25 protein-coding genes are annotated in these 23,947 nt (G+C 72.3%); 8 read left to right on the plus strand and 17 right to left on the minus strand.

The genetic code is table 11. The features are described from left to right. The first annotated feature begins 14 nt into the window (after positions 1 to 14). Positions 15 to 932 carry an SDR family oxidoreductase gene (locus ACH4U8_RS44695; RefSeq protein WP_360321801.1) on the plus strand — a complete coding sequence of 306 codons (918 nt, stop codon included), beginning with the start codon at positions 15 to 17 and terminating at the stop codon, positions 930 to 932. A gap of 155 nt (positions 933 to 1,087) precedes the next feature. Here the strand turns inward: ACH4U8_RS44695 and ACH4U8_RS44700 are convergent, their stop codons facing one another. The 3 genes from ACH4U8_RS44700 to ACH4U8_RS44710 all read right to left on the minus strand — a co-directional run bounded on the left by ACH4U8_RS44700 (position 1,088) and on the right by ACH4U8_RS44710 (position 2,938). Continuing rightward, on the minus strand, positions 1,088 to 1,321 hold the full coding sequence (locus tag ACH4U8_RS44700; protein WP_395784376.1) for a hypothetical protein: 234 nt from the start codon (positions 1,319 to 1,321) through the stop codon (positions 1,088 to 1,090). Between the two features lie 167 nt (positions 1,322 to 1,488). Continuing rightward, positions 1,489 to 2,175, minus strand: coding sequence for a CatB-related O-acetyltransferase (locus ACH4U8_RS44705; RefSeq protein ID WP_395784378.1), 687 nt, complete (start codon positions 2,173 to 2,175; stop codon positions 1,489 to 1,491). Between the two features lie 61 nt (positions 2,176 to 2,236). Further along, positions 2,237 to 2,938: an MSMEG_1061 family FMN-dependent PPOX-type flavoprotein gene (locus ACH4U8_RS44710; protein ID WP_360321810.1), complete on the minus strand. Its 702-nt coding sequence runs from the start codon at positions 2,936 to 2,938 to the stop codon at positions 2,237 to 2,239. A 66-nt stretch (positions 2,939 to 3,004) separates the two neighbouring features. Between ACH4U8_RS44710 and ACH4U8_RS44715 the strand changes: the two genes are divergently transcribed. Continuing rightward, a complete protein-coding gene (locus tag ACH4U8_RS44715; protein ID WP_395784380.1) occupies positions 3,005 to 3,757 on the plus strand; it encodes a helical backbone metal receptor in 753 nt (250 codons plus the stop codon). Between the two features lie 44 nt (positions 3,758 to 3,801). Here ACH4U8_RS44715 and ACH4U8_RS44720 read toward each other — a convergent pair whose 3' ends face one another. The 3 genes from ACH4U8_RS44720 to ACH4U8_RS44730 all read right to left on the minus strand — a co-directional run bounded on the left by ACH4U8_RS44720 (position 3,802) and on the right by ACH4U8_RS44730 (position 6,658). Next, positions 3,802 to 4,236 (minus strand): GNAT family N-acetyltransferase, encoded by a 435-nt coding sequence (locus ACH4U8_RS44720; RefSeq protein WP_360321816.1) that lies wholly within the window; start codon positions 4,234 to 4,236, stop codon positions 3,802 to 3,804. A gap of 161 nt (positions 4,237 to 4,397) precedes the next feature. Beyond that, positions 4,398 to 5,768 (minus strand): alkaline phosphatase, encoded by a 1,371-nt coding sequence (locus ACH4U8_RS44725; RefSeq protein WP_395784382.1) that lies wholly within the window; start codon positions 5,766 to 5,768, stop codon positions 4,398 to 4,400. A gap of 236 nt (positions 5,769 to 6,004) precedes the next feature. Then, a complete protein-coding gene (locus ACH4U8_RS44730; RefSeq protein WP_360321822.1) occupies positions 6,005 to 6,658 on the minus strand; it encodes a M15 family metallopeptidase in 654 nt (217 codons plus the stop codon). Positions 6,659 to 6,843: 185 nt separating this feature from the next. Here ACH4U8_RS44730 and ACH4U8_RS44735 point away from each other — a divergent pair, with 185 nt between their 5' ends. Next, entirely contained in the window at positions 6,844 to 7,815 is a 972-nt protein-coding gene (locus tag ACH4U8_RS44735; protein WP_395784384.1) for a zinc-binding dehydrogenase, read from the plus strand. 179 nt (positions 7,816 to 7,994) lie between these two features. Next, positions 7,995 to 9,059, plus strand: a complete 1,065-nt coding sequence (locus ACH4U8_RS44740) for a hypothetical protein (protein WP_395784386.1) — start codon at positions 7,995 to 7,997, stop codon at positions 9,057 to 9,059. Between the two features lie 69 nt (positions 9,060 to 9,128). On the opposite strand, the gene ACH4U8_RS44745 is transcribed toward ACH4U8_RS44740, so the two are convergent. The 9 genes from ACH4U8_RS44745 to ACH4U8_RS44785 form a co-directional block, all read right to left on the minus strand. Further along, on the minus strand, positions 9,129 to 10,166 hold the full coding sequence (locus ACH4U8_RS44745; protein ID WP_395784388.1) for an NADP-dependent oxidoreductase: 1,038 nt from the start codon (positions 10,164 to 10,166) through the stop codon (positions 9,129 to 9,131). Next, a complete protein-coding gene (locus tag ACH4U8_RS44750) occupies positions 10,163 to 11,704 on the minus strand; it encodes a long-chain fatty acid--CoA ligase (RefSeq protein ID WP_395784390.1) in 1,542 nt (513 codons plus the stop codon). The genes ACH4U8_RS44745 and ACH4U8_RS44750 overlap by 4 nt, the downstream gene beginning before the upstream one ends. A gap of 106 nt (positions 11,705 to 11,810) precedes the next feature. Beyond that, the gene (locus ACH4U8_RS44755) at positions 11,811 to 12,263 is read right to left on the minus strand and encodes a MaoC family dehydratase (RefSeq protein WP_395784392.1); all 453 of its coding nucleotides are present in this window, start codon (positions 12,261 to 12,263) and stop codon (positions 11,811 to 11,813) included. 61 nt (positions 12,264 to 12,324) lie between these two features. Next, complete coding sequence (locus ACH4U8_RS44760) at positions 12,325 to 13,434, minus strand: acyl-CoA dehydrogenase family protein (protein ID WP_360321840.1); 1,110 nt, start codon at positions 13,432 to 13,434, stop codon at positions 12,325 to 12,327. Then, positions 13,431 to 14,579, minus strand: a complete 1,149-nt coding sequence (locus ACH4U8_RS44765; protein ID WP_395784394.1) for an acyl-CoA dehydrogenase family protein — start codon at positions 14,577 to 14,579, stop codon at positions 13,431 to 13,433. Before ACH4U8_RS44765 ends, ACH4U8_RS44760 begins: the two co-directional genes overlap by 4 nt. A gap of 23 nt (positions 14,580 to 14,602) precedes the next feature. Beyond that, positions 14,603 to 15,382, minus strand: coding sequence for a 3-oxoacyl-ACP reductase FabG (gene fabG / locus ACH4U8_RS44770; RefSeq protein ID WP_360321846.1), 780 nt, complete (start codon positions 15,380 to 15,382; stop codon positions 14,603 to 14,605). Positions 15,383 to 15,799: 417 nt separating this feature from the next. Continuing rightward, complete coding sequence (locus ACH4U8_RS44775; RefSeq protein WP_395784396.1) at positions 15,800 to 16,456, minus strand: hypothetical protein; 657 nt, start codon at positions 16,454 to 16,456, stop codon at positions 15,800 to 15,802. Positions 16,457 to 16,688: 232 nt separating this feature from the next. After that, positions 16,689 to 17,828, minus strand: a complete 1,140-nt coding sequence (locus ACH4U8_RS44780) for a PP2C family protein-serine/threonine phosphatase (RefSeq protein ID WP_395784398.1) — start codon at positions 17,826 to 17,828, stop codon at positions 16,689 to 16,691. Positions 17,829 to 18,009: 181 nt separating this feature from the next. After that, complete coding sequence (locus ACH4U8_RS44785; protein WP_395784400.1) at positions 18,010 to 18,567, minus strand: TetR/AcrR family transcriptional regulator; 558 nt, start codon at positions 18,565 to 18,567, stop codon at positions 18,010 to 18,012. Positions 18,568 to 18,677: 110 nt separating this feature from the next. Here ACH4U8_RS44785 and ACH4U8_RS44790 point away from each other — a divergent pair, with 110 nt between their 5' ends. The 4 genes from ACH4U8_RS44790 (at position 18,678) to ACH4U8_RS44805 (ending at position 21,538) form a co-directional block, all read left to right on the plus strand. Next, positions 18,678 to 19,223, plus strand: a complete 546-nt coding sequence (locus ACH4U8_RS44790) for a carboxymuconolactone decarboxylase family protein (RefSeq protein ID WP_395784402.1) — start codon at positions 18,678 to 18,680, stop codon at positions 19,221 to 19,223. A gap of 133 nt (positions 19,224 to 19,356) precedes the next feature. Continuing rightward, a complete protein-coding gene (locus tag ACH4U8_RS44795) occupies positions 19,357 to 19,572 on the plus strand; it encodes a hypothetical protein (RefSeq protein WP_395784404.1) in 216 nt (71 codons plus the stop codon). A gap of 164 nt (positions 19,573 to 19,736) precedes the next feature. Beyond that, on the plus strand, positions 19,737 to 20,330 hold the full coding sequence (locus tag ACH4U8_RS44800) for a TIGR03086 family metal-binding protein (protein WP_395784406.1): 594 nt from the start codon (positions 19,737 to 19,739) through the stop codon (positions 20,328 to 20,330). Between the two features lie 68 nt (positions 20,331 to 20,398). Further along, positions 20,399 to 21,538 carry an enoyl-CoA hydratase/isomerase family protein gene (locus ACH4U8_RS44805; RefSeq protein ID WP_395784408.1) on the plus strand — a complete coding sequence of 380 codons (1,140 nt, stop codon included), beginning with the start codon at positions 20,399 to 20,401 and terminating at the stop codon, positions 21,536 to 21,538. A gap of 12 nt (positions 21,539 to 21,550) precedes the next feature. Here the strand turns inward: ACH4U8_RS44805 and ACH4U8_RS44810 are convergent, their stop codons facing one another. Together ACH4U8_RS44810 and ACH4U8_RS44815 are read right to left on the minus strand one after the other, a co-directional pair. Then, positions 21,551 to 22,924: a glutamate decarboxylase gene (locus tag ACH4U8_RS44810; RefSeq protein ID WP_395784410.1), complete on the minus strand. Its 1,374-nt coding sequence runs from the start codon at positions 22,922 to 22,924 to the stop codon at positions 21,551 to 21,553. Between the two features lie 138 nt (positions 22,925 to 23,062). Continuing rightward, complete coding sequence (locus ACH4U8_RS44815; protein ID WP_360321873.1) at positions 23,063 to 23,842, minus strand: AAA family ATPase; 780 nt, start codon at positions 23,840 to 23,842, stop codon at positions 23,063 to 23,065. Positions 23,843 to 23,947 lie beyond the last annotated feature (105 nt).

The raw sequence follows: 23,947 nt of genomic DNA on the forward strand, positions 1-23,947 counted from the left end.
AAGGGGGCAACCACATGTCGACGAGCACCCTCCGGGGCCGCGTCGCCCTCGTCGCCGGCGCCACCCGAGGTGCCGGGCGCGGGGTCGCGGTGCAACTCGGCGCGGCGGGCGCGACCGTGTACGTGAGTGGGCGCAGCACCCGCGAGCGGCGCTCGGAGTACAACCGGCCGGAGACCATCGAGGAGACCGCCGAGTTGGTCACCGCGGCGGGCGGACGGGGCATCGCGGTGCCCACGGACCATCTGGATTCGGACCGGGTACGGGCCCTGGTCGCCCGGATCGAGGCCGAGCAGGGTCGGCTGGACGTGCTCGTCAACGACATCTGGGGCGGCGAGAAGTTGTTCGCGTGGGACACCCCGGTGTGGGAGCACGACCTGGACGACGGATTGCGCCTGTTGCGGCTCGCGGTGGACACGCACGCGATCACCAACCACCACGCGTTGCCCCTGTTGTTGCGTACGCCCGGCGGCCTGGTGGTGGAGATGACCGACGGCACCGAGGAGTACAACCGGGACAACTACCGGGTGTCCTTCTTCTACGACCTGGCCAAGTCGGCGGTGTTGCGGATGGCCTTCGCGCTCGGCCACGAACTGGGTCCGCGCGGCGCCACCGCCGTCGCGCTGACTCCCGGGTGGCTGCGCTCGGAGATGATGCTCGACAACTACGGGGTGACCGAGCGGAATTGGCGGGAGGCGACGCGGATCCAACCGCACTTCGGCATCTCCGAATCCCCCGCCTACGTCGGCCGGGCCGTGGTGGCGCTGGCGGCCGATCCCGAAGTGGCCCGCTGGAACGGCCGATCCCTGTCCAGTGGACAACTCGCGGGCGTGTACGGCTTCACCGACCTGGACGGCAGCCGACCCGACGCGTGGCGCTACCTGGTCGAGGTCCAGGACCCGGGCCTGCCCGCCGACCAGACCGGCTACCGCTGACCCGCATCGGCGCAACCGGCCCGGCGATACCCCCGGCCTCGAATGCCGACTCGCCCGACTCGGGCGGTGGCGTGGCATCGGCCCCCCACGGCGGTCCACGGGTGTGGGCCCGCAACACCGATGCGGTGCAGCGGGCCCACGTCTGCGCGGGGATGTCAGCGCCGGGGCTCCAACTCGTCCTCGACGTCGTCGACGTTCCGTCGGCCCGACCGGCGGGCCTCTTCCGCGCGCTGCCGCAGCCGCTCCTGCTCGCCGGCCCCGTTCAGCCTGGGCTGCGCCGCGTCCGCGCGCTGCCGCAGCCGCTCCTGCTCGCTCGCCCCGTCCTGCCGCGGCTGCGCCTTCTGCTTGGTCTGCCGGGCCTTCGCCTGAATCTCGTCCTTGATGCCCATGAGGGAACTCCGTTCCGAGGGGGGATGGGTTCCCGGCCACGATGGCACGGCGGCGGGCAGGACACCTCGCGGTACGTGTCGATCGGGTGACGCCCCGTGTGGCGTCGAGTGGCGCCCCTGCCCTCCGGGCGGGCCCGGCGTGTCGACCCGGGGCCGGGGCGCCCGCACTACCGTGAGCCCGCCTCCGGGGCGATCGCCGCCAGGTCGTCGACGGTGCCGGACATGATGGTCCGTACGTGTCGGGTGATGTGTGCGATGGGCCAGTCCCACCAGGCCAGTTCGAGCAGGCGGGCGATGTCCTCCGGGCTGTGTCGGGGGCGGATCGGGCGGGCCGGATTGCCGCCGACGATCGTGTAGTCCGGGACGTCGTCCACCACGACCGCGCCGGACGCGATGATCGCGCCGTGGCCGATCCGGACGCCGGGCATCACGGTGGACCGATAGCCGAACCACACGTCGTGGCCGACCACCGTGTCGCTACGCCCCGGCAAGCCGGCGATCAGGTCGAAGTGCTCGGCCCAGGATCCGCCCATGATCGGGAACGGGAACGTCGAGGGCCCGTCCATCCGGTGGTTGGCACCGTTCATGATGAACCGCACGCCCTCGCCCAACGCGCAGAACCGGCCGATCACCAGCCGCTCCGGGCCGTAGTGGTAGAGCACGTTGCGGGTCTCGAACGCGGTCGGATCGTCCGGGTCGTCGTAGTACGAGAATTCGCCGACCTCGATCAGCGGCGAGGTCACCAACGGCTTGAGCAGGACCACGCGCGGCTGCTCGGGCATCGGGTGCAGCACCGTGGGGTCGGCGGGCGGCAGGGCATTCACAGGTGCGTACTCCAGGAATCTCGGCGGCATTTCACCGGTTCGCCGGCGTCACGAACCCGGTGGTCCGCTGCGCCGGATCGCATCGCCTCGGCTATTCGTAGCGGTACTTGATCGACTCCTCCTCCGCCCGCCGGATGTCGTCGATGGTCAGCCCCGGCATCCGCAACTGGGCCAGCGTCACCTCGGCCGAACTCGGCTGCGCGTCGGCGGGCAGCCAGCCCTCGGGCTTCCAGGCCGAGCTGCGCAGCAGGGCCTTGGGGCAGTGCGGGTAGACCTCGTCCAGCTCCACCACGAGCGCGCTCACCGGCGGCTTGCCCACGGCGGTCAGTTGCGCCAGCAACTCGGGTCGCGCGGACACGCACGCGCGGCCGTTCGCGCGCAGCGTCGTGGTCCGGCCGGGGATCACGAACAACAGCCCGACCCGGCCCGTCTCCAGCACGTTGCGCAGCGTGTCCAGGCGCTTGTTGCCGGTGGCGTCCGGGATGACCAGCGTGCGATCGTCCAGCACGGTGACGAAGCCGGCCGGCCCGCCGCGCGGGGTCACGTCGCAGCGGCCCCGAGCGTCCACACTGGCCACGAAGACCAGCGACGCACAGCCGACCAGGGCCCGGGTCTGCTCGGTGAGCCGGTCCATCTCCTTGGCGGCCGCCGCCGCGCCGGGTTGCTCGTACAGTTCGCCCAGGCCCGTGAGATCGGTTATCGCGTCCGCGCGCAGCGCGTCGAACAGGCCGGGGTCGAGGGGGTCGTCGATATCGCCGACGTTGCCCGTACCGCCGTTTTCCGTGCTCGTCATGACGCCACCCTAGGAGACAGCATGATCGCCACCGCGGCGCAGTCCCACGAGTCGTAGGGTCGAGGCATGCGCGACGACCTCGACCTCACCGTGTCCGTGCCGGCCGACGTGCGCCGGGTGGTCTCGCTCGTCCCCTCGCTCACCGAGGCGGTCGCGGCGACTGCGCCCGGTCTGCTGGTCGGTGCCACCGACTGGTGCTCGCACCCCGCCGACCTGGACGTGGTTCGGGTCCGCGGCACCAAGAATCCGGACCCGGACACGATCCGCGCGCTCGCCCCGGACCTGGTGCTGGCCAACGAGGAGGAGAATCGCGCGGTCGACCTGGCCGCCCTGCGCGCCGCCGGAATCGCCGTGTGGGTGACCCGAGTCCGTGGTCTGGACGAGGCGTTCACGGCGCTGGAGCGCATGCTCGTGCTCGGTTGCCGGCTGCCCGCCCCGCCGTGGCTCGACCGGTGCCGGGCCGCGTGGACCGCGTTGCCGCCGGCCCGGCCGAGACGGGCGATCATCCCGGTGTGGCGGCGGCCGTGGATGGCGGCGGGTCGGGACACCTTCGCCGCCGACGTCCTCTCCCGCTTCGGCGTCGAGAACGTGCTCGGCACCCACGCGGAGCGCTGGCCCAAGCTCTCCCTGGACGAACTCCTGTCCACCGAGCCGGACTTGGTGGTCCTCCCGGACGAGCCCTACGCGTTCACCGCCGAGGACGGCCCCGAGGCGTTCCCGGGCATCGCGACCGCCCTCGTCAGCGGACGCCACCTCACCTGGTACGGCCCGTCCCTGGCCGAGGCCCCCGCCCTGCTGGCCGCGCAACTGGCCCGCTGACCGGGGCAGTCGCCGAGGGTGGCGGCGATCCGGGAGTGCGCCGGTCAGAGACCGATCTGGTACAGCACGAAGCCCCGGTTCAGCCCCACCCGGTCGTAGAGCCGACGGGCGGTGGTGTTGTCCTGGTGCGTCGACCAGTACACCCGCGAGCACTCCCGTTCGCGGGCCCAGTCGGCCACCGCGGCGATCAGTGCCCCGGCCACGCCCCGACCCCGGGCCTCCGGCGCGGTGAACAGGTCCTGGAGGTAGCACACGTCGGGCGTCGTGGTGCTGGCATGGACCAGGAAGTGGGTGATGCCGACCAGTCGGCCGTCCACCTTCGCGCCCAACGCGTGCATCCGGGTGTCCTCCTGGAACGCGGTCCACGCCCGGTCGAACAACTCCGGGGCCAGGGTGCGCTCGTAGAAGGTGTTGTAGCCCTCGAACAGAAGCTGCCAGTCCGCCCGGTCCGCCGGTGTGAGCCTGCCGATGTCGACCACGTGCCGCCTCCTTGGATGAGCCGAAAGCCGCACCCTATCCGGGCGTTCGCCCGCGCCGAGGGCTCGACCCACACGCCCCGAACGCACCGCGGCCCGCAGGCGGGTGGGCCTGCGGGCCGGGGCGGCGGCCGAGGCCGCTCATCGGGTCGTGCGTCGCCGCGTCAGCGCAGTCGAAGCGCCGTGCGCAGCGTGGTGAACAGCTCCGTCTGGTCGGTGACGCCCAGCACCCGGAACGCCTGCGGGCCCTGCGCCGCGATCCTTACCTCGGTGCCGGTGTGCTCCTGCGACTTGCCGGGGGTGTTGGTCGAGTAGTTGACCTTCAACTGTCCACCCTCGTTGGTGACCAGCGTCGAGGACAGGCCCGGCGGGGTGGCCTCCAGCGGCACGATCTGGCTGGTGTGGCCGTGGTCCGCGGTGGTCACCACGAGCGTGTCGGGGTGCTTGGCCGCGTACTCGCGGGCCAGCTTGACCGCCTGGTCGAACGCGACGGTCTCGCCGATCTGGCCGCACGGATCGGCGGCGTGGTCCTGCTTGTCGATCGAGGCACCCTCGACCTGGAGGAAGAAGCCCTTGTCGCGGTCGTGACCGCGGCCGGACTGCTTGGCTTCCAACAGCTCCAGCGCCTTGGTGGTGGACTGCACCAGGCTCGGCGTGCCGGCGGGCCGCGCCGGGTTGGCGGTCACGCAGCGCTGCGGCTCGGTACCGCCCACGGCAGCCGCCTTGCTGGTCCACTCGACCGGCACGTTGACCGGCGCGAACAGGCCGAGTACCGGCTTGCCGGCCTTGGCGGCCTTGAGCGAGTCGGCGTCGGTGACCACCTGGTAGCCCTGGGCCTGGGCCTGCTGGGTGACCGTCTTCCCCGCGAACGGGCCCTGCGTGATCGTCTGGTCGAAGCGCGCCTTGCCGCCGCCCAGGAGCACGTCCACCTTGTGCGCGACGCTCTGCTCGGCGATCGAACCGGGGCCGCCGGCGCCGATCGTGTCGGTGGGGCACTTGGCCATGTCCGCCGGACCCGCGCAGCTTCGGTCCGTGGCGTGCGCGGCCAGCACCGCCGGGGTCGCGTCGGTCAGCTCCGCCGTGGTGACACTGCCGGTGGCGTAGCCGTTGCGCTGGGCCAGTTCCAGGATGGTCGGTATGGCCCGGTCGGTGTCCGGGGTCTTGGAAATGCGCCCGTTGACGGTCTTGCGGCCGGTCGCCCACCCGGTGCCGCTCGCGGCCGAGTCGGTGACGTAGTCGGGGCGGTTCTCCTTGTCCACCGCGTACGTCGTGTACGCGCCGGTCAGCGGGAAGCGGTCCATGTTCAGCCGGCCGGCCGCGCCGACCGAGTAGTTCCGCGCCAGGGTGATCTCGGAGTCGCCCATGCCGTCACCGATGAGCAGGATTACGTTCCTGGCCGACCCGTCCTTGATCGCGTGCCGTGCTTGATCCGCCTGACCGAACGCCGATGCCGCGCCGGGTACGGCGACGCCGACGGCCAGGACGGCGGCCGCACCCCACGCGAGATGACGGCGGGACAAACGCAGATCCGGCATTTCTCCTCCTTCTGGGTCGACGCTGTGCCGACGGAGCAGAGTTCATCAGCCCTGCGGGAACCAGGGGGCGAAGAACGGATGACGTGTCGTGTACGACCAGATGTCCGTTCAACGCCCGCGCAGATGCCGAAAAACGCCTCGAATCACCACGCCGATGATCGCCGATGGTAACGGACCAACTACCGTCTGCCGCCCATTCGGCGCCCGTCGTCGTCCGCGGCCGCCCGATGTCGACGTCAGTCGAGTTCGCGCGGGCCGTACAGGGCGGCCTCCGCGCCGGTGGCCAGCGCCCAGTAGCGGTCGCCGTAGGACCAGTGCCACCACTCGGTGGGGTAGTTGACCAGGCCGGCGGCGGTCAGCGCGGCGCCCAGCACGTCGCGGTTGGCCCGCGCGGTGGCGGTGATGTTCGCGGCGCCGGTGTAGCACGCGCCGTCGCTCTGCTCGGGGCTGGCGTTCATCGGGGTGCCGAGGTCGAGTTCGCGTCCGTCCGGGTCCACCAGGGTCAGGTCGACCGCCGCCCCGGCGCTGTGCGGGGCGATCTCGGGCGGCGAGACGTAGCGGCTGGCCGCGACGTGGACGCGGTCGGCGGACCAGTCGGGGTTGGCGGCGCGCAGCTCGGCCGCATACTCCTCGAAGTAGTGCCGTTGCAGGGACGGTTTCCGATACCCCTCGACGAACAGCAGTCGCAGCCCGTGCGGCAGTGCCGTCTGGGCCTTGATCAACCGGTCGAGCACGCCCACGCGCAGAAACGAGAACGCCGCGCTGCCTTCCGCCTCGCGCAGGTCCACCGGCAGCGAGCCGTCCGCGCGGACGTCCACGAGAGCCTCGGCACAGTCGCGCACCGGGATGGCCGCCACGCGCGGATCGCTCATCAGAATAATCTGGTTCATGCGGTGATCATCTCGCGTCGGGCCCACCGCACTTGCGCGCCCCACCCGTGCCCGGGATCGGCGACGCGACGGCCGAGGAAGGGTTGACTTCAAGTCGGCTTGAAGTTCGATAGTGGTCCCCGTACCCGGCGCTCGCGGACCGTCCGGCCCGCCACCGCCCACCGTCGAACTCGGGAGACACCGTCATGCGCGCGATCCGACTGCACACCTTCGGTCCGGCCGAAAACCTCCGCCTGGAGGAGGTCGCCGACCCGGTGCCCGCCGAGGGGCAGGTACGCATCGACGTTCGGGTGAGCGGCGTGCACCTGATCGAGGCCCGACTTCGGCGCGGGATCGCGGTCGGCCCGCATCGACCGCCGCCGTTGCCGATCACACCCGGTGCCGAAGTGGCCGGTGTGGTGGGGGCGGTCGGCCCCGGGGTGGCCGCGGACTGGCTGGGCCGCCGGGTCGTCGCCCAGGTCGGTGTGGGCGGGTACGCCGAACAGGCGCTCGCCGACGTGGGCGCGCTGTACCCGCTGTCCGAGGAATTGGCCGACGAGGTCGCGGTGGCGGCGATCACCACCGGTGCCACGGCGCAGGGCATCCTCGGCGTGGCCGGGTTGACCGAGCGGGACGTGGTGCTGGTGATGTCCGCCGCCGGCGGCCTGGGCAGCCTGTTCGTGCAGGCCGCGCGGGCCGCGGGCGCGCTGGTGGTGGGGGTCGCGGGCGGCCCGGCGAAGGTGGATCGGGTGCGGACGCTGGGCGCCGATGTCGCGGTGGACTACCGCGTGCCGGACTGGCCCGAGCGGGTGCGCCAGGCCCTGGCCGGGCACGAGGTCGGCGTCGTCCTGGACGGCGTCGGCGGTGCCTTGGGCCGGCAGGCGCTGGAACTGCTCGGGCCCGGCGGGCGGTTCCTGATGTACGGGTGGGCGTCCGGCGAGCCGACCGAGATCGGCACCCGCGACCTGGTCGAGCGGCAACTGAGCGCGACCTGGGCGATCGGCCCGAACATGGTGCCGCCGGGCGGTGGGCGCGAGTTGATCACCCGGGCGCTGGACGAGGCGGCCTCGGGTCGGCTGGTCCCGGCCATCACCCGCTTCCCGCTGGCCCGGGCGGCGGACGCGCATGCCGCGCTGGAGAATCGCACGGCGGAGGGGAAAGTGGTGTTGACCGTGTAGCCGGGGCGAAACGCGACCCGGTCCGCCCGCTCGGCCTCCGGCGCCCGACTCCTGGGCCTGCCCGGCCGTGCGCGTGGGAGCGGCGGGTGGACGGGACGGTGGTCCGGGCGTCGATTTCTCGGGTGCGGTCCGGCCCGGCGGCCGTGCGACCGGGGGGTGAAGACGGGCACAATGGTGATATGTCCAATGTTGCGCAGGGCGATATTTCCTGGCTCGTGCCCGGGCTCGCGTCCGGGCTTGCGACGGGCGACGTCGGGAACGTCCGCGGCGGCGACGGCACCGTGACGGGGTCGGCGTCGGCGGACCACCCCGTCGGGCGTGAACTCCCCTCGCGGTGGCGGTTGGACTGGGTGACCGGCCCGTGGGCCGCGGCCGACCGTCCGGTCGTGTCGGCGGGTGCGTACCCGACCGCTGTCGGCGCCCCGGATGCCGTCCCGTGGGTACGAGCGCTGGTGCCCGAGCAGCCGATCGCCGAGCCGCTGGTCGGACACGACGGGCGGGTGGGCGCGGTGACCACGGCGCGGGTCGGCGGCCGTACGGTCGTGGTCGCGGGCACCGCCGGGTGGGGTGCGACGGTGCGCGTGTTCGACCTCGACGGTGGGCACCAGTTGTGCCGGCCCCTGGTCGGCCGGACCGCGTGGGTGGGCGCGGCCCGGGCCGTGGTGGCGGGCCGCCCGGTCGCGGTGACCGGCGACGCGGCCGGCGTCCGGGTGTGGGATCCGGCCACCGGCCTGCCGGTCGGCGAACCGCTGACCGACGCGGTGTGGGCGGTGGCGACGGCCGTACTGGACGGGCGCCCGGTCGTGGTGGCCGGCGCGGACGCGGTACGGGTGTTCGACCTGACCACCGGGGCCGAACTCGGCGCACCCCTGACCGGGCACACCGGCGCGGTCACGGGGGTGGCCACGGCCGTCGTGCGGGACCGCCCGGTCGCGGTGACCGGCGGCCGGGACGCGGCGCGGGTGTGGGACCTGGCCACGCGCGAGCCGATCGGCGAACCCCTCGCCGGCCGGGCCTCCGCGGTGGCCACCGGACTGCTCGACGGTCGGCCGGTCGCGGCGATCGGCGGCTCCACCGGCGCCACCGACGAGCGCGGCACGGTCCGCGTGTGGGACCTGGCCGCCCGCGCCCCGCTCGGCCCCTGCCTGCTCTTCCCGCTGCCCGTGGACGCCCTGACCGTAGCCCCCGGCAACCGCCTGGTGATCGCCTTCGGCCGCGAACTCGCCACCCTGCACCACACCTGATCCCCCGGCGGCGACGTGGACCGCGACGGGGCCGTACCACCGGCTCGGCAGCCGCCGCGGGCCGGTCGGTCACCGGATCCGCAACACCAGCTTTCCGGTGTTCGCGCCGGAGAACAGTCGCAACAACGTCTGGGGAAACGCGGTCACATCGCCCTCGACGACGTCCTCACGCGAGCGCAACCGACCGTCCGCGAGCCACCCGGCCAGTTCGGCACTCGCCTCGGCGTAGCGATCGGCGTAGTCGAACACCACCATCCCGGTCATCGACGCCCGATTCACCAGCAGGGAAAGGTAGTTGGCCGGCCCCGGAGCGGGTTCGGTGTTGTTGTACTGCGAGATGGCGCCGCAGATCACCACCCGGGCGCCCCGGGCCAACCGGGCGAGCGCCGCGTCCAGGATCTCGCCGCCGACGTTGTCGAAGTAGACGTCCACGCCGTCCGGGCAATGCTTGCGCAGCGCCGCCCGGACGTCCTCGTTCCGATAGTCGATGGCCGCGTCGAAGCCGAACTCCTCGACCAGGACCCGGCATTTGTCCGGGCCGCCCGCGATGCCGACGGTACGGCAACCCTTGAGCGCGGCGAGTTGCCCGACCACGCTGCCCACCGCGCCGGCCGCGCCGGACACCAGCACTGTCTGTCCCGGTTGCGGGTCGCCGATGTCGAACAGCCCGAAGTACGCGGTCAGTCCGGTGACGCCCAGGGCGCCCAGGTAGGTCGACAACGGCGCCACCTGCGGATCCACCCGGCGCAGCCCCTGCCCGTCCGAGTCGGCGTATTCCTGCACGCCGAACGGACCGTACACATGCTCGCCGACGGCGAAGTCCGGATGCCGGGAGGCGAGCACCCGGCCGATCGCGCCGGCTCGCATCACCTCGCCGATCCGCACCGGCGGGATGTACGAACGCACGTCGTTCATCCATCCGCGCATCGCCGGATCGAGCGAGATGTGCGAGACCTCCACCAGCAGCCAGCCGTCCGCCGGTTCGCCCACCGGTTCCGTGACCAGCTCCCAGTCGGTGGGCTTGGGCAGGCCGAACGGGCGTGCGGCCAGCCGGATCTGTCGGTTGCTCAGGTCGGCGGGCAGCGGCTCGCCGGCGGCCATCGTCATTCGGAACGCAACTCCTTCTTGATGATCTTGCCGGATAGGCCCTTGGGCAGTTCGTCCAGGATGCGTACCACGCGCGGGTACTTGTACGCGGCCATGCGTTCGCGGCAGAACGCGATGATCTCCTCCGGGTCGGCCGCCCGGCCGGGACGCAGGGCCACCACCGCGACCACCTCCTCGCCGAGCCGCTCGTCCGCCTTGCCGATCACCGCGGCCTCGGCGATCGCCGGGTGGGTGTACAGCACTTCCTCCACCTCGCGCGGATACACGTTGTAGCCGCCCCGGATCACCAGATCCTTCTTGCGGTCCACGACGAACAGGAAGCCGTCCTCGTCCAGGTACCCGAGGTCGCCGGTGTGGAACCAGCCGTTGCGGAACGCCTCGGTGGTGGCCTCGGGGTTGTCGCGGTAGCGGGTGATGATGTTGTGCCCGCGCAGCAGGATCTCGCCCACGTGCTCGGCGCCGGGCGGCAGCGGCAGGTCGTCCGGGTCCCCGATCCGCAGTTCGACGCCCCAGATCGGCTTGCCCACCGACAACACCCGCCGGTCGTCGACGCTGCGATTGAACGTCGCGGTACTCGCGCTCTCGGAGAGGCCGTAGCCCTCCAGGATCACTATGTCGAACTCCTTCTCGAACTCGCGGATCACCTCGCCGGGCATCGACGCCCCGCCCGAACTGCCCACCCGCAGCCGGGACAGATCCCGCCCGGTGCGGTCGGCGGCCAGCAGCGCGACATACATCGTGGGCACACCCACGATCACGCTCACCCGGTCGCGGACCATCTGGTCCAGCACCTCCTGCGCCTCGAAGCGCAGCACCAGGGAGACCGTTCCGCCGTAGCGCACGCACACGTTCAGCACACTGGACAGGCCGTAGACGTGAAAGAACGGCAGCGCGCCGAGCGAGACGTCGCCGGGCAGCACGTCGAACAGGTCGCCCGAGGTGGTGCAGTTCAAGTAGAGCTGGAAGTGCGTCAGTTCGGCGCCCTTGGGACGGCCGGTGGTGCCGCTCGTGTACAGCAGGACCGCGGTGTCGTCGCCGGCCGTCGGCTCGATGTCGCCCCGGATCGACTCGGCCCGATCCGGCGGGCCGTCCGGCAGCAGCAGGCCGAACGCGTGGGTGTCCTGCGGCACCGGGCCGTCCTCGGCCAGGGTGACGATGTGGACGGTGGTGCCGGGTACGGCTGCCGCGGCGCCCTGGGCCTCGGCGGCGAACACGTCGAAGGCGATCAGCGTCCGGGCGCCGGAGTCGGTGAGGTGGAACTCGATCTCGGTCGCCTTGAGCAGCGGGCTCAGCGGCATCACCGTGACGCCGGCCTTGAGCGCGCCGAAGTAGGCCACCACGAACTCGGGCACGTTGGGCAGGCAGATCGCCACCACGTCGTCGCGACCGAGCCCGCTCGCCCGCAACCCTCGGGCGAACCGGGTGCTGAGGTCGTCGAGTTCGCGGTAGGTGATCGGCCTGCCCTGGTAGATCAGACATGCCGTGTCGGGGGTCGCGAGGCGGGACTCGCGCAGCATGACGGCGAGGTTGAAGCTCACTCGTGATCCTTACCTGGTCGAGGTGCCGGGGTGGCCGGCCGTCGGGGAACGGCGGCCCGGGGACAAGCAGGAAACAACGTTCCGGGGACGAGCGGGAAACGGGTGTTCAGGGAACGAGCAGGGAGAGGGTGTCCGCGACGCACGCGGGCTTGGCGACGCCCTCGATCTCGACGGTGTGCCGCACCGTCAACCGCACACCCTGCGCGGTCTCTGTCACGTCGATCAGCACGGCGTGGTCGCGCACGCGGGCGCCGGCCGGGACCGGCGCGGGGAAACGCACCTTGTCCGAGCCGTAGTTGACGCCCATCCGCACTCCGCGCACGGTGAACAGGTCGGCGGACAACACCGGAATCAGCGACAGGGTCAGGTAGCCGTGCGCGATGGTGGTGCCGAACGGCCCGGCCTTGGCCCGCTCGACGTCCACGTGGATCCACTGGTGGTCCCCGGTGGCCTGGGCGAACGTGTCGATCCGGTCCTGGTCGACGGTCAACCAGGCGCTGGTGCCCAGCGGTTCGCCCCGGGCGGCGAACACCTCGGGGATGGTCTCGAAGACGCGCATGATGCTCCTTCGTGGTGGCGTCGGCGGGATCCGGGGGCGGGTGCGCCGCCCCCGGGCCGGGTCAGGCGGGCAGGTCGACCAACCGGGCGAGGATCGTGCGGTGCCGGTCGGGGGTGCCGAACGCGAGCGCGTCGGCCTTGGCGCGCTTGAGGTAGAGGTGCGGGTGGTGTTCCCAGGTGAAGCCGATGCCGCCGTGCAGTTGCACGCATTCCTCCGCGGCCCGGACGGCGATCTCCGAGCAGTGCGCCTGCGCGACGGCGACGGCGATCGCGCTGTCCGGGTCGTCGGCGGCCACACAGGCCGCAGCGTGCCGGGCCACCGCGCGGGCCTGGGTGATCGACACCCACAGCGCGGCCAGCCGATGCTTGGGCCCCTGGAACGAGCCGACCGGGCGGCCGAACTGTTGCCGGGTCTTCAGGTAGGCGACGGTGCTCTCCAGGCAGTGTTCGGCGAGGCCGAGCTGCTCGGACGCCAACAGCGCGGCGCCGGTGGTGAGCGCCGTCGCGTACGCCGCCGCGGCCCGCTCGCCGCGAGCCAGCACGGTGCCGATCGCGCCGGTGAACACCAGGTCGGTCAGCGGCCGGGTCAGGTCGAGCGAGACCACCGGGCGTCGTTCGACGCCGGCCTGCTCGGCCTCGACCGCGTAGAGCACCGGCCCGTGCGCGGTATCGGCCGGGACGACGAGCACGTCGGCGCCGCCGGCGTCCACGACCGAGGTCGTGGTGCCGGTCAGCACGTTCGCGTCGGCCCGCACCGGGTACGGGAGTTCCGCACCGGGCACGGCGGCGAAGGAGACCGCCAGGGTCGCGCTGCGCCGGCCGCCGGCCAGGTCGGCGAGCAACGCGTCGGCAGGCACCGCCCGCAGCGCCGCGGTCGCCAACACCGCGCTGCCCAGGAACGGGGTCGGCGCGACCGAGCGGCCCAACTCCTCCATGACCACCGCGGCTTCCCGCCAGGAGGCGCCGCTGCCGCCGTGCGCCTCGTCGATCGCGAGCCCGGCGACGCCGATCTGCTCGGTCAACACGCGCCACAACTTCGGGTCGTACGGCTCGTTCGTCTCGATCCGCGCGAGCAGCGCGGTCAGCGTCACCCGCTCGGTGAGCAGATCCCGGACGGCGGAGCGCAGTTCGTTCTCGTCCTCGGTGTAGAGGAGGTGCTCGGTGACGCTCATCGGGGCAGGTCCTTCCACGCGGTGTCCTTGTCCACCCGAGGTTCCGCGGGCAGACCCAGGACGCGCTCGGCGATCACATTGAGCAGGATCTCCGAGGTGCCGCCCTCGATCGAGTTGCCCTTGGCGCGCAGGTAGCGGTAGCCGGGCGAGCGGGTGGTGAAGTCCACCGACGCGGGGCGGCGCATGGTCCACTCGTCGTGGCGCAGGCCCTCCTCGGCCAACAGGTCCAGTTCCAGGCCGGAGATGTCCTGGTTGAGCCGGGCGAAGGCGAGCTTGGCCGCCGAGCCCTCGGGGCCGGGTTCGCCCGCCGCCGACTGCAAACGCAGCCGCTCGCCGGTGAGTCGGGCCGCCTCGGCCTCCACCCACAGCCGCAACAGCCGGTCGTGCAGCCCGGCGCCGCGCAGTTCCGGGCGGGTGCGCCAGGTGTCGGCGACGATGCCGATCATGCCGCCCTCGCGCGGTCCGGCCGCGCCGCCGATGGCCACCCGTTCGTTCATCAGCGTGGTGCGCGCCACGCTCCACCCGTCGCCGACCTCGCCCAGCCGGTGCGCGTCGGGGATGCGCACGCCGGTCAGGAAGACCTCGTTGAACTCGGCTTCGCCGGTGGCCTGGCGCAGCGGACGCACCTCGACGCCGGGCGCGCTCATGTCGCAGACGAAGTAGGTCATCCCCTGGTGCTTGGGCAGTTCGGGGTGGGTTCGGGTGATCAGGATGGCCCAGCGCGCCTCGTGCGCCATCGACGTCCACACCTTCTGGCCGTCCACCACCCACTCGTCGCCGTCCCGGATCGCGCGGGTGCCCAGCGCGGCCAGGTCGGAGCCGGCCCCGGGCTCGCTGAACAGCTGGCACCACACCTCCTCGCCGGTCCACAACGGCCGCAGCCAGCGCGCGCGTTGCTCCTCGGTGCCGTACGCGAGCACGGTCGGCGCGGCCATGCCCAGCCCGATGCCGATCCGCCCCGGGTCGTTGCTCGGCGCACCGGCGGCGACGAACCGCGCGTCCACGGCGTCCTGCAAGGCTCGCGGCGCGTCCAGCCCGCCCAGCCCGACCGGGTGGTGCACCCAGGCCAGTCCGGCGTCGAAGCGCGCCCGCAGATAGCCGAGCGCGTCGTCGGTGTCCGGGCGAGCTTCGATGAACTCGCCCACCCTCGCGTCCAGTTCGGCCGCCGTCAGCACAGCGGGCCGCCGGCCACGTAGATGACCTGGCCGGACACGAAGCCCGCGCCCTCGCTCGTCAGGAACGCGATGGTGTGCGCGATGTCCTCCGGCCGGCCGACCCGGCGGACCGGAATCTGCTCGGCCGCGGCCTGCTGGAAGGCCTCGAACTCCATGCCGACCCGGGCCGCGGTGGCGGCGGTCATGTCGGTGACGATGAACCCGGGTGCCACCGCGTTCGCGGTCACGCCGAACCTGCCCAGCTCGAAGGCCAGCGTCTTGGTGAAGCCCTGGAGTCCGGCCTTGGCCGCCGAGTAGTTCGCCTGGCCGCGGTTGCCCAGCGCGGACGAACTGGAGAGGTTGACGATCCGGCCCCAGCCGGCCGCGGTCATGTGCGCCTGGACCGCGCGGCTCATCAGGAACGCGCCGCGCAGGTGTACGTCGATGACCGTGTCCCAGTCGCCGTCGGACATCTTGAACAGCAGGTTGTCGCGGATCACGCCCGCGTTGTTGACGAGCACGGTCGGCGCGCCGAGCGTGTCGGCCACGCGCGCGACGGCGGCGTCCACCTGCTCGCCGACGGTGACGTCCGCGCCGACGGCGAGCGCGTTGCCGCCGGCCGCGACGATCGCGGCCACGGTATCGGCGCAGGCGGCCTCGTCCAGGTCGAGCACGGCCACGGCCATGCCCTCGGCGGCGAGCCGGCGCGCGGTGGCGGCACCGATGCCGCGCGCGGCGCCGGTCACCACGGCCACTCGCGGTGTGGTCGCGGGCGCGGGGGTTGTCTCGGTCATGGGTGCTGGATCCTCCGGGTCGTCACTGGTCACGAGGTCGGCCGGCGAATACCGCGCCCCACCGTCCGAGGAGCCGACCCGCGCGTCCGATCGACGAAGTGCCGACCGGTCGGTATGTGCATTGCGGCGGAAGCGGCGGAGCGGGATTCTTACTGTGCCTGTCACGGTACCGACCGGTCGGTATCAAGGCTAGAGCGCAACGCGAACTCGTTCGAGTGGTCGCGGCGGGACCGGGGCTACCGCCGCGAGCGAAACGGTGTGGAATCGGGTGGAAAGCTCACAGAACGGCTTTGCGCGACGGCATGGCGCAGCGGCTCTGCGCGGCGCCCTTGCGCGGCGCTCACCGACCCGCCGTGCACCATCCCCTGCTCGGCCTCGGGCGGGCGGCGGGCAACCAGACACCGATTCCCGCCGGAGTCAGACCCTGAGCTTCGCCAACGTCGCCTTGGCACTGGCCACCAGCATGTCGCCGGCCTGCTTGGGCGTGGTTCTCGGTGCGCCGTCGCCTCCGGTGCCGGTACTCACCCACGTGGTCTGGTAGGTCATGCCGCCCTCGCGCACCGCCAGCAACACCCACACCAACCCGGTGTCCCCCTTGCCCGGTTCGGGGACCTGGACCACCAGGTACGCCTCGCTGCCCAGGTTGCGCACCCGGTCGATCGTGTAGTGCGTCTGTTCCGTCTTCTGCGCCTCGAAGGAACGCAGGGACGGGCCGAACTCGGCCTTGGGATCGGTCTTCTTGTGCAGCGTCACCGTCTCGGTGATCCAAGCCGTCGGGCTCGAGGCGCCGATCGCGTCCTTCGGATCGAACGGAAGGCTGCAGCCCATGGTTTCGAGGTTGGGCTCCCGTATGCCAGTGGCCTTCGGCTTGGGATCGTCGGTCACCACGTAACCGGTGAAGACCTCCGCATCGGTCGCCGCGCACAGGTCCGCGGTATAGCGGTAGCCGGCCTGACCGGGCCCCTCGTCCCCACCCCCGAATCCACCGGTGGCGAACAGCGTGCCCGCCCACACCGCCGACGCGACCCCCGCTCCGGCCAGGGCCCACAACCACCCTCGGCCGCGCCCATCCACGGATCCCGGCGGGCGACCATAGGGTCCACCCGCCGGTCCGAACCCCGGCCCGACGTCGGCCGACGAGGGGAACGAGCCGGGTTGGTAGGGCCCCGGCGGCGCCGACGCCGGACCGGGCGGCGGGGCCGACTGCGGATATCCGTGCGGTGGGACCGGCCGAGGCGGTTCTCCCGGAATCGACATGCTGCGAACATAGCGGAGCGGAAAGGGAGTTCGACCCCTTCCGCAACCCCTATCCCGACGACCCGGCGCCGGCCGGGGCCGCCGGCTCCGGGCGCAGCACCATCAGCGCGGCGTCGTCGGTGAGTCGGCCGCCGCCGTGCGCCAGCAGCGCCCGTTGCAGCAGGCCGAGCAACTCGGCTCCGGACATCCTCGGATCGGCATGCCGGGCGAGCCATTCGCGCAGCGGGAAGAACCGCCCCTCGGCGTCCCGGGCCTCGGTGGTGCCGTCCGTGTACAGCAGCAACAACTCGTCCGGTGCCATCCGAAAACGATGGGCCGGCGCCCGCTCCTCGGCGGGGACCAACCCGGCCAACCCGAGCGGCAACTCGGGCGGTACGTCGATCCAGCGCACCCCGGACGGGCCGATCAGGGCGGGCGCCTCGTGGCCGTGGTTGACCAATTCGACCAGCCCGTCCGGGCCGAACCGGGCGAGCAGCGCCGTGGCGAACCAGTCCGTGTCCGGCCCACCGAGCAGCACCTGGTTGCGGCCGAACCGCTCCAGGGCCTCGCCCATACGATCCCCGACCCGGTGCAACTCCGGCTCGGTGAACGCGGCCTCGTCGAAGGTGCCGACCAACGCCGCACCGGCGCCGACGGCGGTCATGCCCTTGCCCTGCACGTCGGCGATGAACGCACGCGTCCCGTACCGCGTGGCCACCACGTCGTACACGTCCCCGCCCACCTCGGCGTCGCGCTCGGCCGCCAGGTAGCTGCGGTCGACCCGGACCCCGCCCACCACCGGCGGCGCCGGCGGCAACAACGCGCGCTGCACGTGCTCGACCACATTGCCCAGCCGCGACACCCGATCCTGCAATCGGGTCCGCAACAACACCGTGGCCACCGCGATCGCGCCGCCCAACACCACCACCACGAACCCGGCCCAGTCGTGCGTGTAGCCGCTCGGCGCCAGCCACGGATCCAACACCAGGAACGTCAACGTCGCCAGCACCGCGTAGACGGTGGTCGCGCGCACCGTGGTCAGGCTCGACGCGGTCATCGGCACCAGACACAACATCGTGTCGGTCCGAAACTCGTCGGGTGTGCCGAAGTCGACCGCCACGATCACGATGTACAGCAGCGCCGGCAACAGCGGGATCAGCCGCCGCGTCGGCCGGCCACCGCCCCCGCCGACCGCCGGGGTCTCGCTCATCGGGAAGCCACCACCCTGGTTCACCCGCAAGGGGCCGTGCAGATCGGCCCTCCCACCCCTTTCCCGATCCACCCTCCGTCCAGCTACGCCACACGGCTGACCATCGCAAACGCCCGTCCCCGGCACCGGACGACCGTCCCCATGCGGCGCCGGCGACCGGCAACGGCGCGGCCGGGCGGGTTCAGGCGGTGGAACCGGCCGCCGCGAGCAGGGTTTCGGCCAGCCGGCGGGCTCGTTCGGCCGGGGCGGCGGTGCGCTCGCGCAGGGCGGTGACCACGGCGCCGTCCATCAGAAGGGCGAACTGCCTTGCGAGTAGGGCCGGTTCGGCGACCTCGGCGGCGGTCAGGAGCTGTTCGAGGTAGCCGACCACGGATTCCTTGTGCGCCGCCGCGACCCGATGCGCGGGACTGTCCGGGTCGGCGGACTCGATCATCGTGTTGATGAACGCGCAGCCCCGGAAGTCGTTGCGGACGAAGCGCTCGGCAAGCGCGTCGAAGACGGCGAGCGGCCGGCCACCGAGCGCCTCGACCCGCTCGGCGAGCCAACTCCGCCAGCGCCGGTCGCGCGCCTCCAGCACGGCGACCACGAGGTCGTCCTTGCTCGGGAAGTGCCGATACAACGACGCCCGACCGACGCCCGACTCGGCCAGGATGCGCTCGATGCCGACGGCGCGGATCCCCTCGGCGTAGAAGAGTTCCTCGGCGGTGGCGAGCAGGCGGTCTCGGGCTTTGACGGGCACGTTCGGAATCCTAACCCCCCTTGACCGGAAACGGTACCGATCAGTACCGTCTGGAAAACGGCACCGATCGGTACCGTTTCTGTTTCCGCGCCACACCCACGGGGGTCCGCATGTCGTCCACACCCGCCCCGGCCACCGCTCCGGCGGTCGCCCCCGCCCAGCCCGACACCGAGGACCTCCTCGCCCGGGTCGCCAGGCAACTCGGCCGGGTGCCCAACCTCTACGCGGCGCTCGCGAGCGGCCCGGCCGCCCTGGAGGGCTACCTCGCGATGCGCGACCAGCTCACCCGGGGTGTGCTGCGCGCGCGTCTGCGCGAGCAACTCGCGTTGCTGATCGCACAGGAGAACGAGTGCACCTACTGCGTCAGCGCGCACTCCCTCCGCGGCGGCCTGATCGGGCTGACCGAGGAGCAGCTCCGGGCCACCCGCGAGGGCCACGACACGGACCCGCACACGGACGGGGTCCTGCGCCTGGCCCTCGCGATCATGCGCACCGGCGGCCGGGTCACCGACGCGGACCGGGCGGCGGCCCACACCGCCGGCGTCACCGACGCCGAGCAGGCCGAGATCGTCGCGCACATCGCGCTGAACACGCTCTCCAACTACTACAACCACCTGGCCCGACCGGAGCTGGACTTCCCGGAGGTACCGGCGTGACCGAAGGCACGGGCCCGACCGAAGGCAGCCGAAGAGCCACGGGCACGGACCCGGCCACCGAAAGCCCCCGAGCCACCACCGACGGCGAACACGCCGCCTCGGCCCAACGCACCACCACGATCGGAGCCCCCGCATGAACCGCACCTGGCACGACGCGTCCGTCGAACTCGTGGACGGCTATTCGGTGATCGACGCCGACGGCACGGCCACCGCTTCGGTGCCGGCCGTCCGAGTGGCCGTCGAGGGCGGCTTCGCGCACCTGGACATCCCCGGTACCGCTGTCGTCCAGATCGTCTCGGCGCCGGCCGTACGGCTGATCACCTACCGCACGGAGCGTGCCTCGGACTGAACGGGCCCGGGCGCGCCGGCCGGTACGGGGGTCCGGCCGGCGCACCCGGTCCACATCGCGTCCCGCATGCGCGCCGTCGAGGTCGGGTAGTCCCGATGAGTTTTCCGGCCCGCCGCAGTCCACCCCTCATGGACCGCGACGACGACGCGCAAAGGAATCACCCCATGACACCGGATCTGCAACCGCCCGCAACGACCATCGCCGCGCTCGTGGTCGGACTCGACGACTCCCGGCTCGACGATCCGACTCCGTGCACGCACTACACGATCCGCGATCTGCTCTCCCACCTGGTCGGCCTGACCGCCGCCTTCCGCGCCGCGGGGCGCAAGGAACTCGGCGTGCTGACCGAGACCGCCCCCGGCGCCGAGATGCCCCCGCTCGGCGCGGACTGGCGCACGGTCCTGCCCCGACAACTGGACGAGTTGGTGGAGACCTGGCACGAGCCGGACGCGTGGACGGGCGTCACCCAGGCCGGTGGGGTGACCCTGCCGGCCGAGATCATGGGGCTGGTGGCCCACAACGAGCTGGTGCTGCACGGTTGGGACCTGGCCCGCGCGCTGGGCCGCGACTACACGGTGGACCCGGCGAACCTGGAGACCTCGCTGGCGTTCCTGACCCCGGCGCCGGATGCCGAGGACACCCCCGACGAGCAGGCCCTGTTCGCCCGCCCGCTGCCTGTGCCCGCCGACGCCCCGCTGCTCGACCGGGTGGTGGCCCTGGCCGGCCGGGCACCGACCTGGCAGCCGTCGAAGGCGTAGCCCGGGCGGCCGGGTACGGTGCACGGACGTACCGAATCCGATCGCACCGCGAAGGGAACGAGCGGCCCATGACCTCGCAACCGGAGCAGCCCGAGCAGCCGCAGCAACCGGAGCGGGCGCAGCCACCGCACGAGGACACCGTGCTGCTCGACCGGGTCGGCCCGGGCGGCCGACTCGGCCGGATCACGCTCAACCGCCCACGCGCGATCAACGCGCTCGACCACCCGATGGTGCGCCGGATGCGGGCCGCGCTCGTCGACTGGGCGGACGACGACGAGGTCGCGGCGGTGTTGGTGACCGGCGCGGGCGAGCGTGGGTTGTGTGCGGGCGGCGACATCCGGGCGATTCGCGCGGACGCGCTCCGGGGCGGGCAGGCGGCGCGCGCGTTCTGGCGCGACGAATATCTGCTCAACGCGCGGATCGCGGCCTATCCGAAGCCGTACGTGGCGATCATGGACGGCGTGGTGATGGGCGGCGGGGTCGGCATCTCCGCCCACGGCGACGTCCGCATCGTCACCGAGCGCTCGACCGTCGCGATGCCGGAGACCGGAATCGGCTTCGTACCCGATGTCGGCGGCACGTACCTGCTCTCCCGCGCCCCCGGCGAACTGGGCACCCACCTGGCCCTGACCGCCGGGGCGATCGGCGCCGCCGACTCGATCCTGTGCGGGCTCGCCGACCATTTCGTACCGGCCGACCGCCTGCCGGCGCTGCTCGACGCGCTCGCCGTCGAGGCCCCGGCCGACGCCGCCGCACGCTTCGCCGAGGCCGCGCCTGCGGGCGAACTCGCCGAGCGGCGTGGGTGGATCGACGCGTGCTACGCGGCGGACACCGTCGAGGAGATCGTGGATCGGCTGCTCGGCAGCGGCGAACCGGCGGCGAAGGAGGCCGCCGAACTGATCGCGGCGAAGTCGCCGACCTCGCTCAAGGTCACCCTGGCCGCGCTGCGTCGGGCTCGGGCGCTGGATTCGCTCGCGCTCGTGCTGGACCAGGAATACCGGGTCTCGTGCGCGTCGTTGGCCACGGCCGACCTGGTCGAGGGCATCCGGGCACAGGTGGTCGACAAGGATCGCGATCCGCGCTGGTCGCCCGCGACGTTGGCACAGGTCGGCGCGGCCGAGGTCGAGGCGTTCTTCGCGCCGCTGGGCGAGCGGGAGTTGGGGTTGGCACCGAGGTCGAGGACGGGAGCGGGCTCGACGGCGGGCTGAGCGGGTGGCGGCTCAGTGGTGGAAGCCCGGCGCCCGGGCCTCGGTCGGCATCGGTCCGCCGAGCCGGTCCAGGAAGGTGGTCGCCTCGCGGATGTCGTCCAGGAGGTCGCGGGCCAGGTCCATGCCGAGGCCGTTGCGGACCACGATCCGCTGCACCGTCAGGTCGGCCAGGTCGTCGGGCATCGGGTAGGCCGGTACCTGCCAACCCTTCATCCGCAGCCGGTCGGACAGGTCGTACAGGTTCCAGTTCTCGGTGTGGCCGGCCTTGAGTCGCCAGGCGAACACCGGGATGTCCGAGCCGTCGCTCCACAGTTCGAACGCGTCCATCCCGGCAATGCCCTCGGCGAGCCGGCGGGCCACGTCCTGGGACGACTTCTGCACGGCGCGGTAGCCGCTGCGGCCCAGTCGCAGGAATTGGTAGTACTGGAGCAGGACCTGGGCGCCGGGGCGGGAGAAGTTCAGCGCCAGGCTGGGGGTGACCCCGCCGAGGTAGCTGACCCGGAAGATCATATCCTCGGGAAGCAGATCGGCGCTGCGCCACACCACCCAGCCCAGACCGGGGTAGACCAGTCCGTACTTGTGCCCGGACGTGTTGATCGAGTGCACCCGCTCCAGCCGGAAGTCCCACTCCAGGTCGGAGTGCAGGAACGGCGCGATCATCGCACCGGAGGCACCGTCGACGTGGATCGGCACGTCCAGCCCGGTGTCGCGCTGGATCTCGTCCAGGGCTCGGGCGATCCGCGCCACCGGCTCGTAGGCCCCGGTGTAGGTGACGCCCATGATCGCGACCACGCCGATCGTGTTCTCGTCCACGTAGGAGGCCAGGTCGTGGCCGTCCAGCGTGCGGTGCTCCTCGCTGATCGGCACCAGTCGCGCCTCGACGTCCCAGTAGTTGCAGAACTTCTCCCACACCACCTGGACGGCCGAGCTCATCACCAGGTTCGGCCGATCGGTGGGCTTGCCGGCCGCGCGGCGGGCGTGCTGCCAGCGGCGCTTGAAGGCGAGCCCGGCGAGCATGCACGCCTCGGACGAGCCGATCGCGGAGGTGCCGATCGTGTGCTGCGGGTCGGGCGCGTTCCACAGTTCGGCCAGGATCTTCCAGCAGCGGTCCTCGATGGCCGCGGTGTGCGGGTACTCGTCCTTGTCGATCATGTTCTTGTCGACCGATTCGGCGTACAGCCGGCCCGCGTAGTCGTCCATCCAGGTGCCGACGAAGGTGGCCAGATTCATCCGGGCGTTGCCGTCGAGCATCATCTCGTCGTGCACGATCCGGTAGGCGGCCTCCGGCAACATCTCGCCGATCGGCATCCGATATCGCTCGACGGCGACCGTCTCGCCGGGACGGGCGAAGATCGGATTCAGCGCGACGACGTGCTCCTGCGACATGAACCGCCCCTTGGTTGCCGTATGGGTTGCCGTATGTCGTACCTCTCCACGCTCGACGCGCCCACCGCGAGCCACAAGCGGGGCGACCCGAAAGGGTGGACCGCCCGACGTCGACGAGCGGGGCGGGGAAGGAAAGCGTCAGGGCGTGGGTTCGGGGGTGCGCGGATCGCGACGGGGGAGCACTCGGGCGGTGCCGGTGGGCAGGATCGGGGGCGGCTCGGTGGGCTCCGGCAGCGGCTGGGGCAGCGGACGCGGGGACCGACCCGGGCCGAACTCCAGGGCGACCACGTGTTCGCGCAGGGTGCGGTCGAGCAGGACGACCGAGGCCGCCTCCGGCACCACCGCGCCGCCCTGTACGGACAGCGCCAACAACAACTGGGCGAGGCCGCGCCGGTGTCGGTCGAAGACCCGTCCGGGCACCCAGCGCCCGCGCTTCTCCTGGCCCGCCAGCGCGTCGGCCGGATCCACCGCGAGCAGCACCAGGTGCAGTTCGCGCCGCTGCCGACCGGCGGATCGGGCCAGCCACCGGCGCATCCACGGCCGACTGCCGCAGTCGTGCACCAGCACCGGTCCCCCGTCGCGCACGTGCGCGCGCAGCCGCCGCACGTGTTGCAGCCGCACCCACGGGCGATACACCGCGTACGGCAACCAGCGCGGCATCCGCGCCTGATACTCGACGTGCGCCGTGCGCGGGTCGACCACCGTCGCCGAGCGGGACCAGCGGTCGATCAGCGTGCTCTTGCCGCTGCCGGGCAGGCCGGAGACCACCACGACGGCACCGCTGGGATAGCCCAACACGGCGGGCCCGCGCTCGCGTCCGCGCAGGTCGACGAGCCCGCGCGGGTGCAGCGGCAGGCCGAAGTCGGCCGCCGGGTCCCCCTCGGCGTACGTGCGTTCCGGCTCGTGCGTCTCGCCCACTGTCGACTCCCCCACAAGCGCACATCCTCACAGGTCGCGCCGCCCGCGAGGCGGCCGGGGCCGCCGACGACAATCATCGTCGACACCCGCCGCCCCCGGGTACGA

This window comes from Embleya sp. NPDC020886, assembly GCF_044333915.1.
Classification (GTDB): Bacteria; Actinomycetota; Actinomycetes; order Streptomycetales; family Streptomycetaceae; genus Embleya.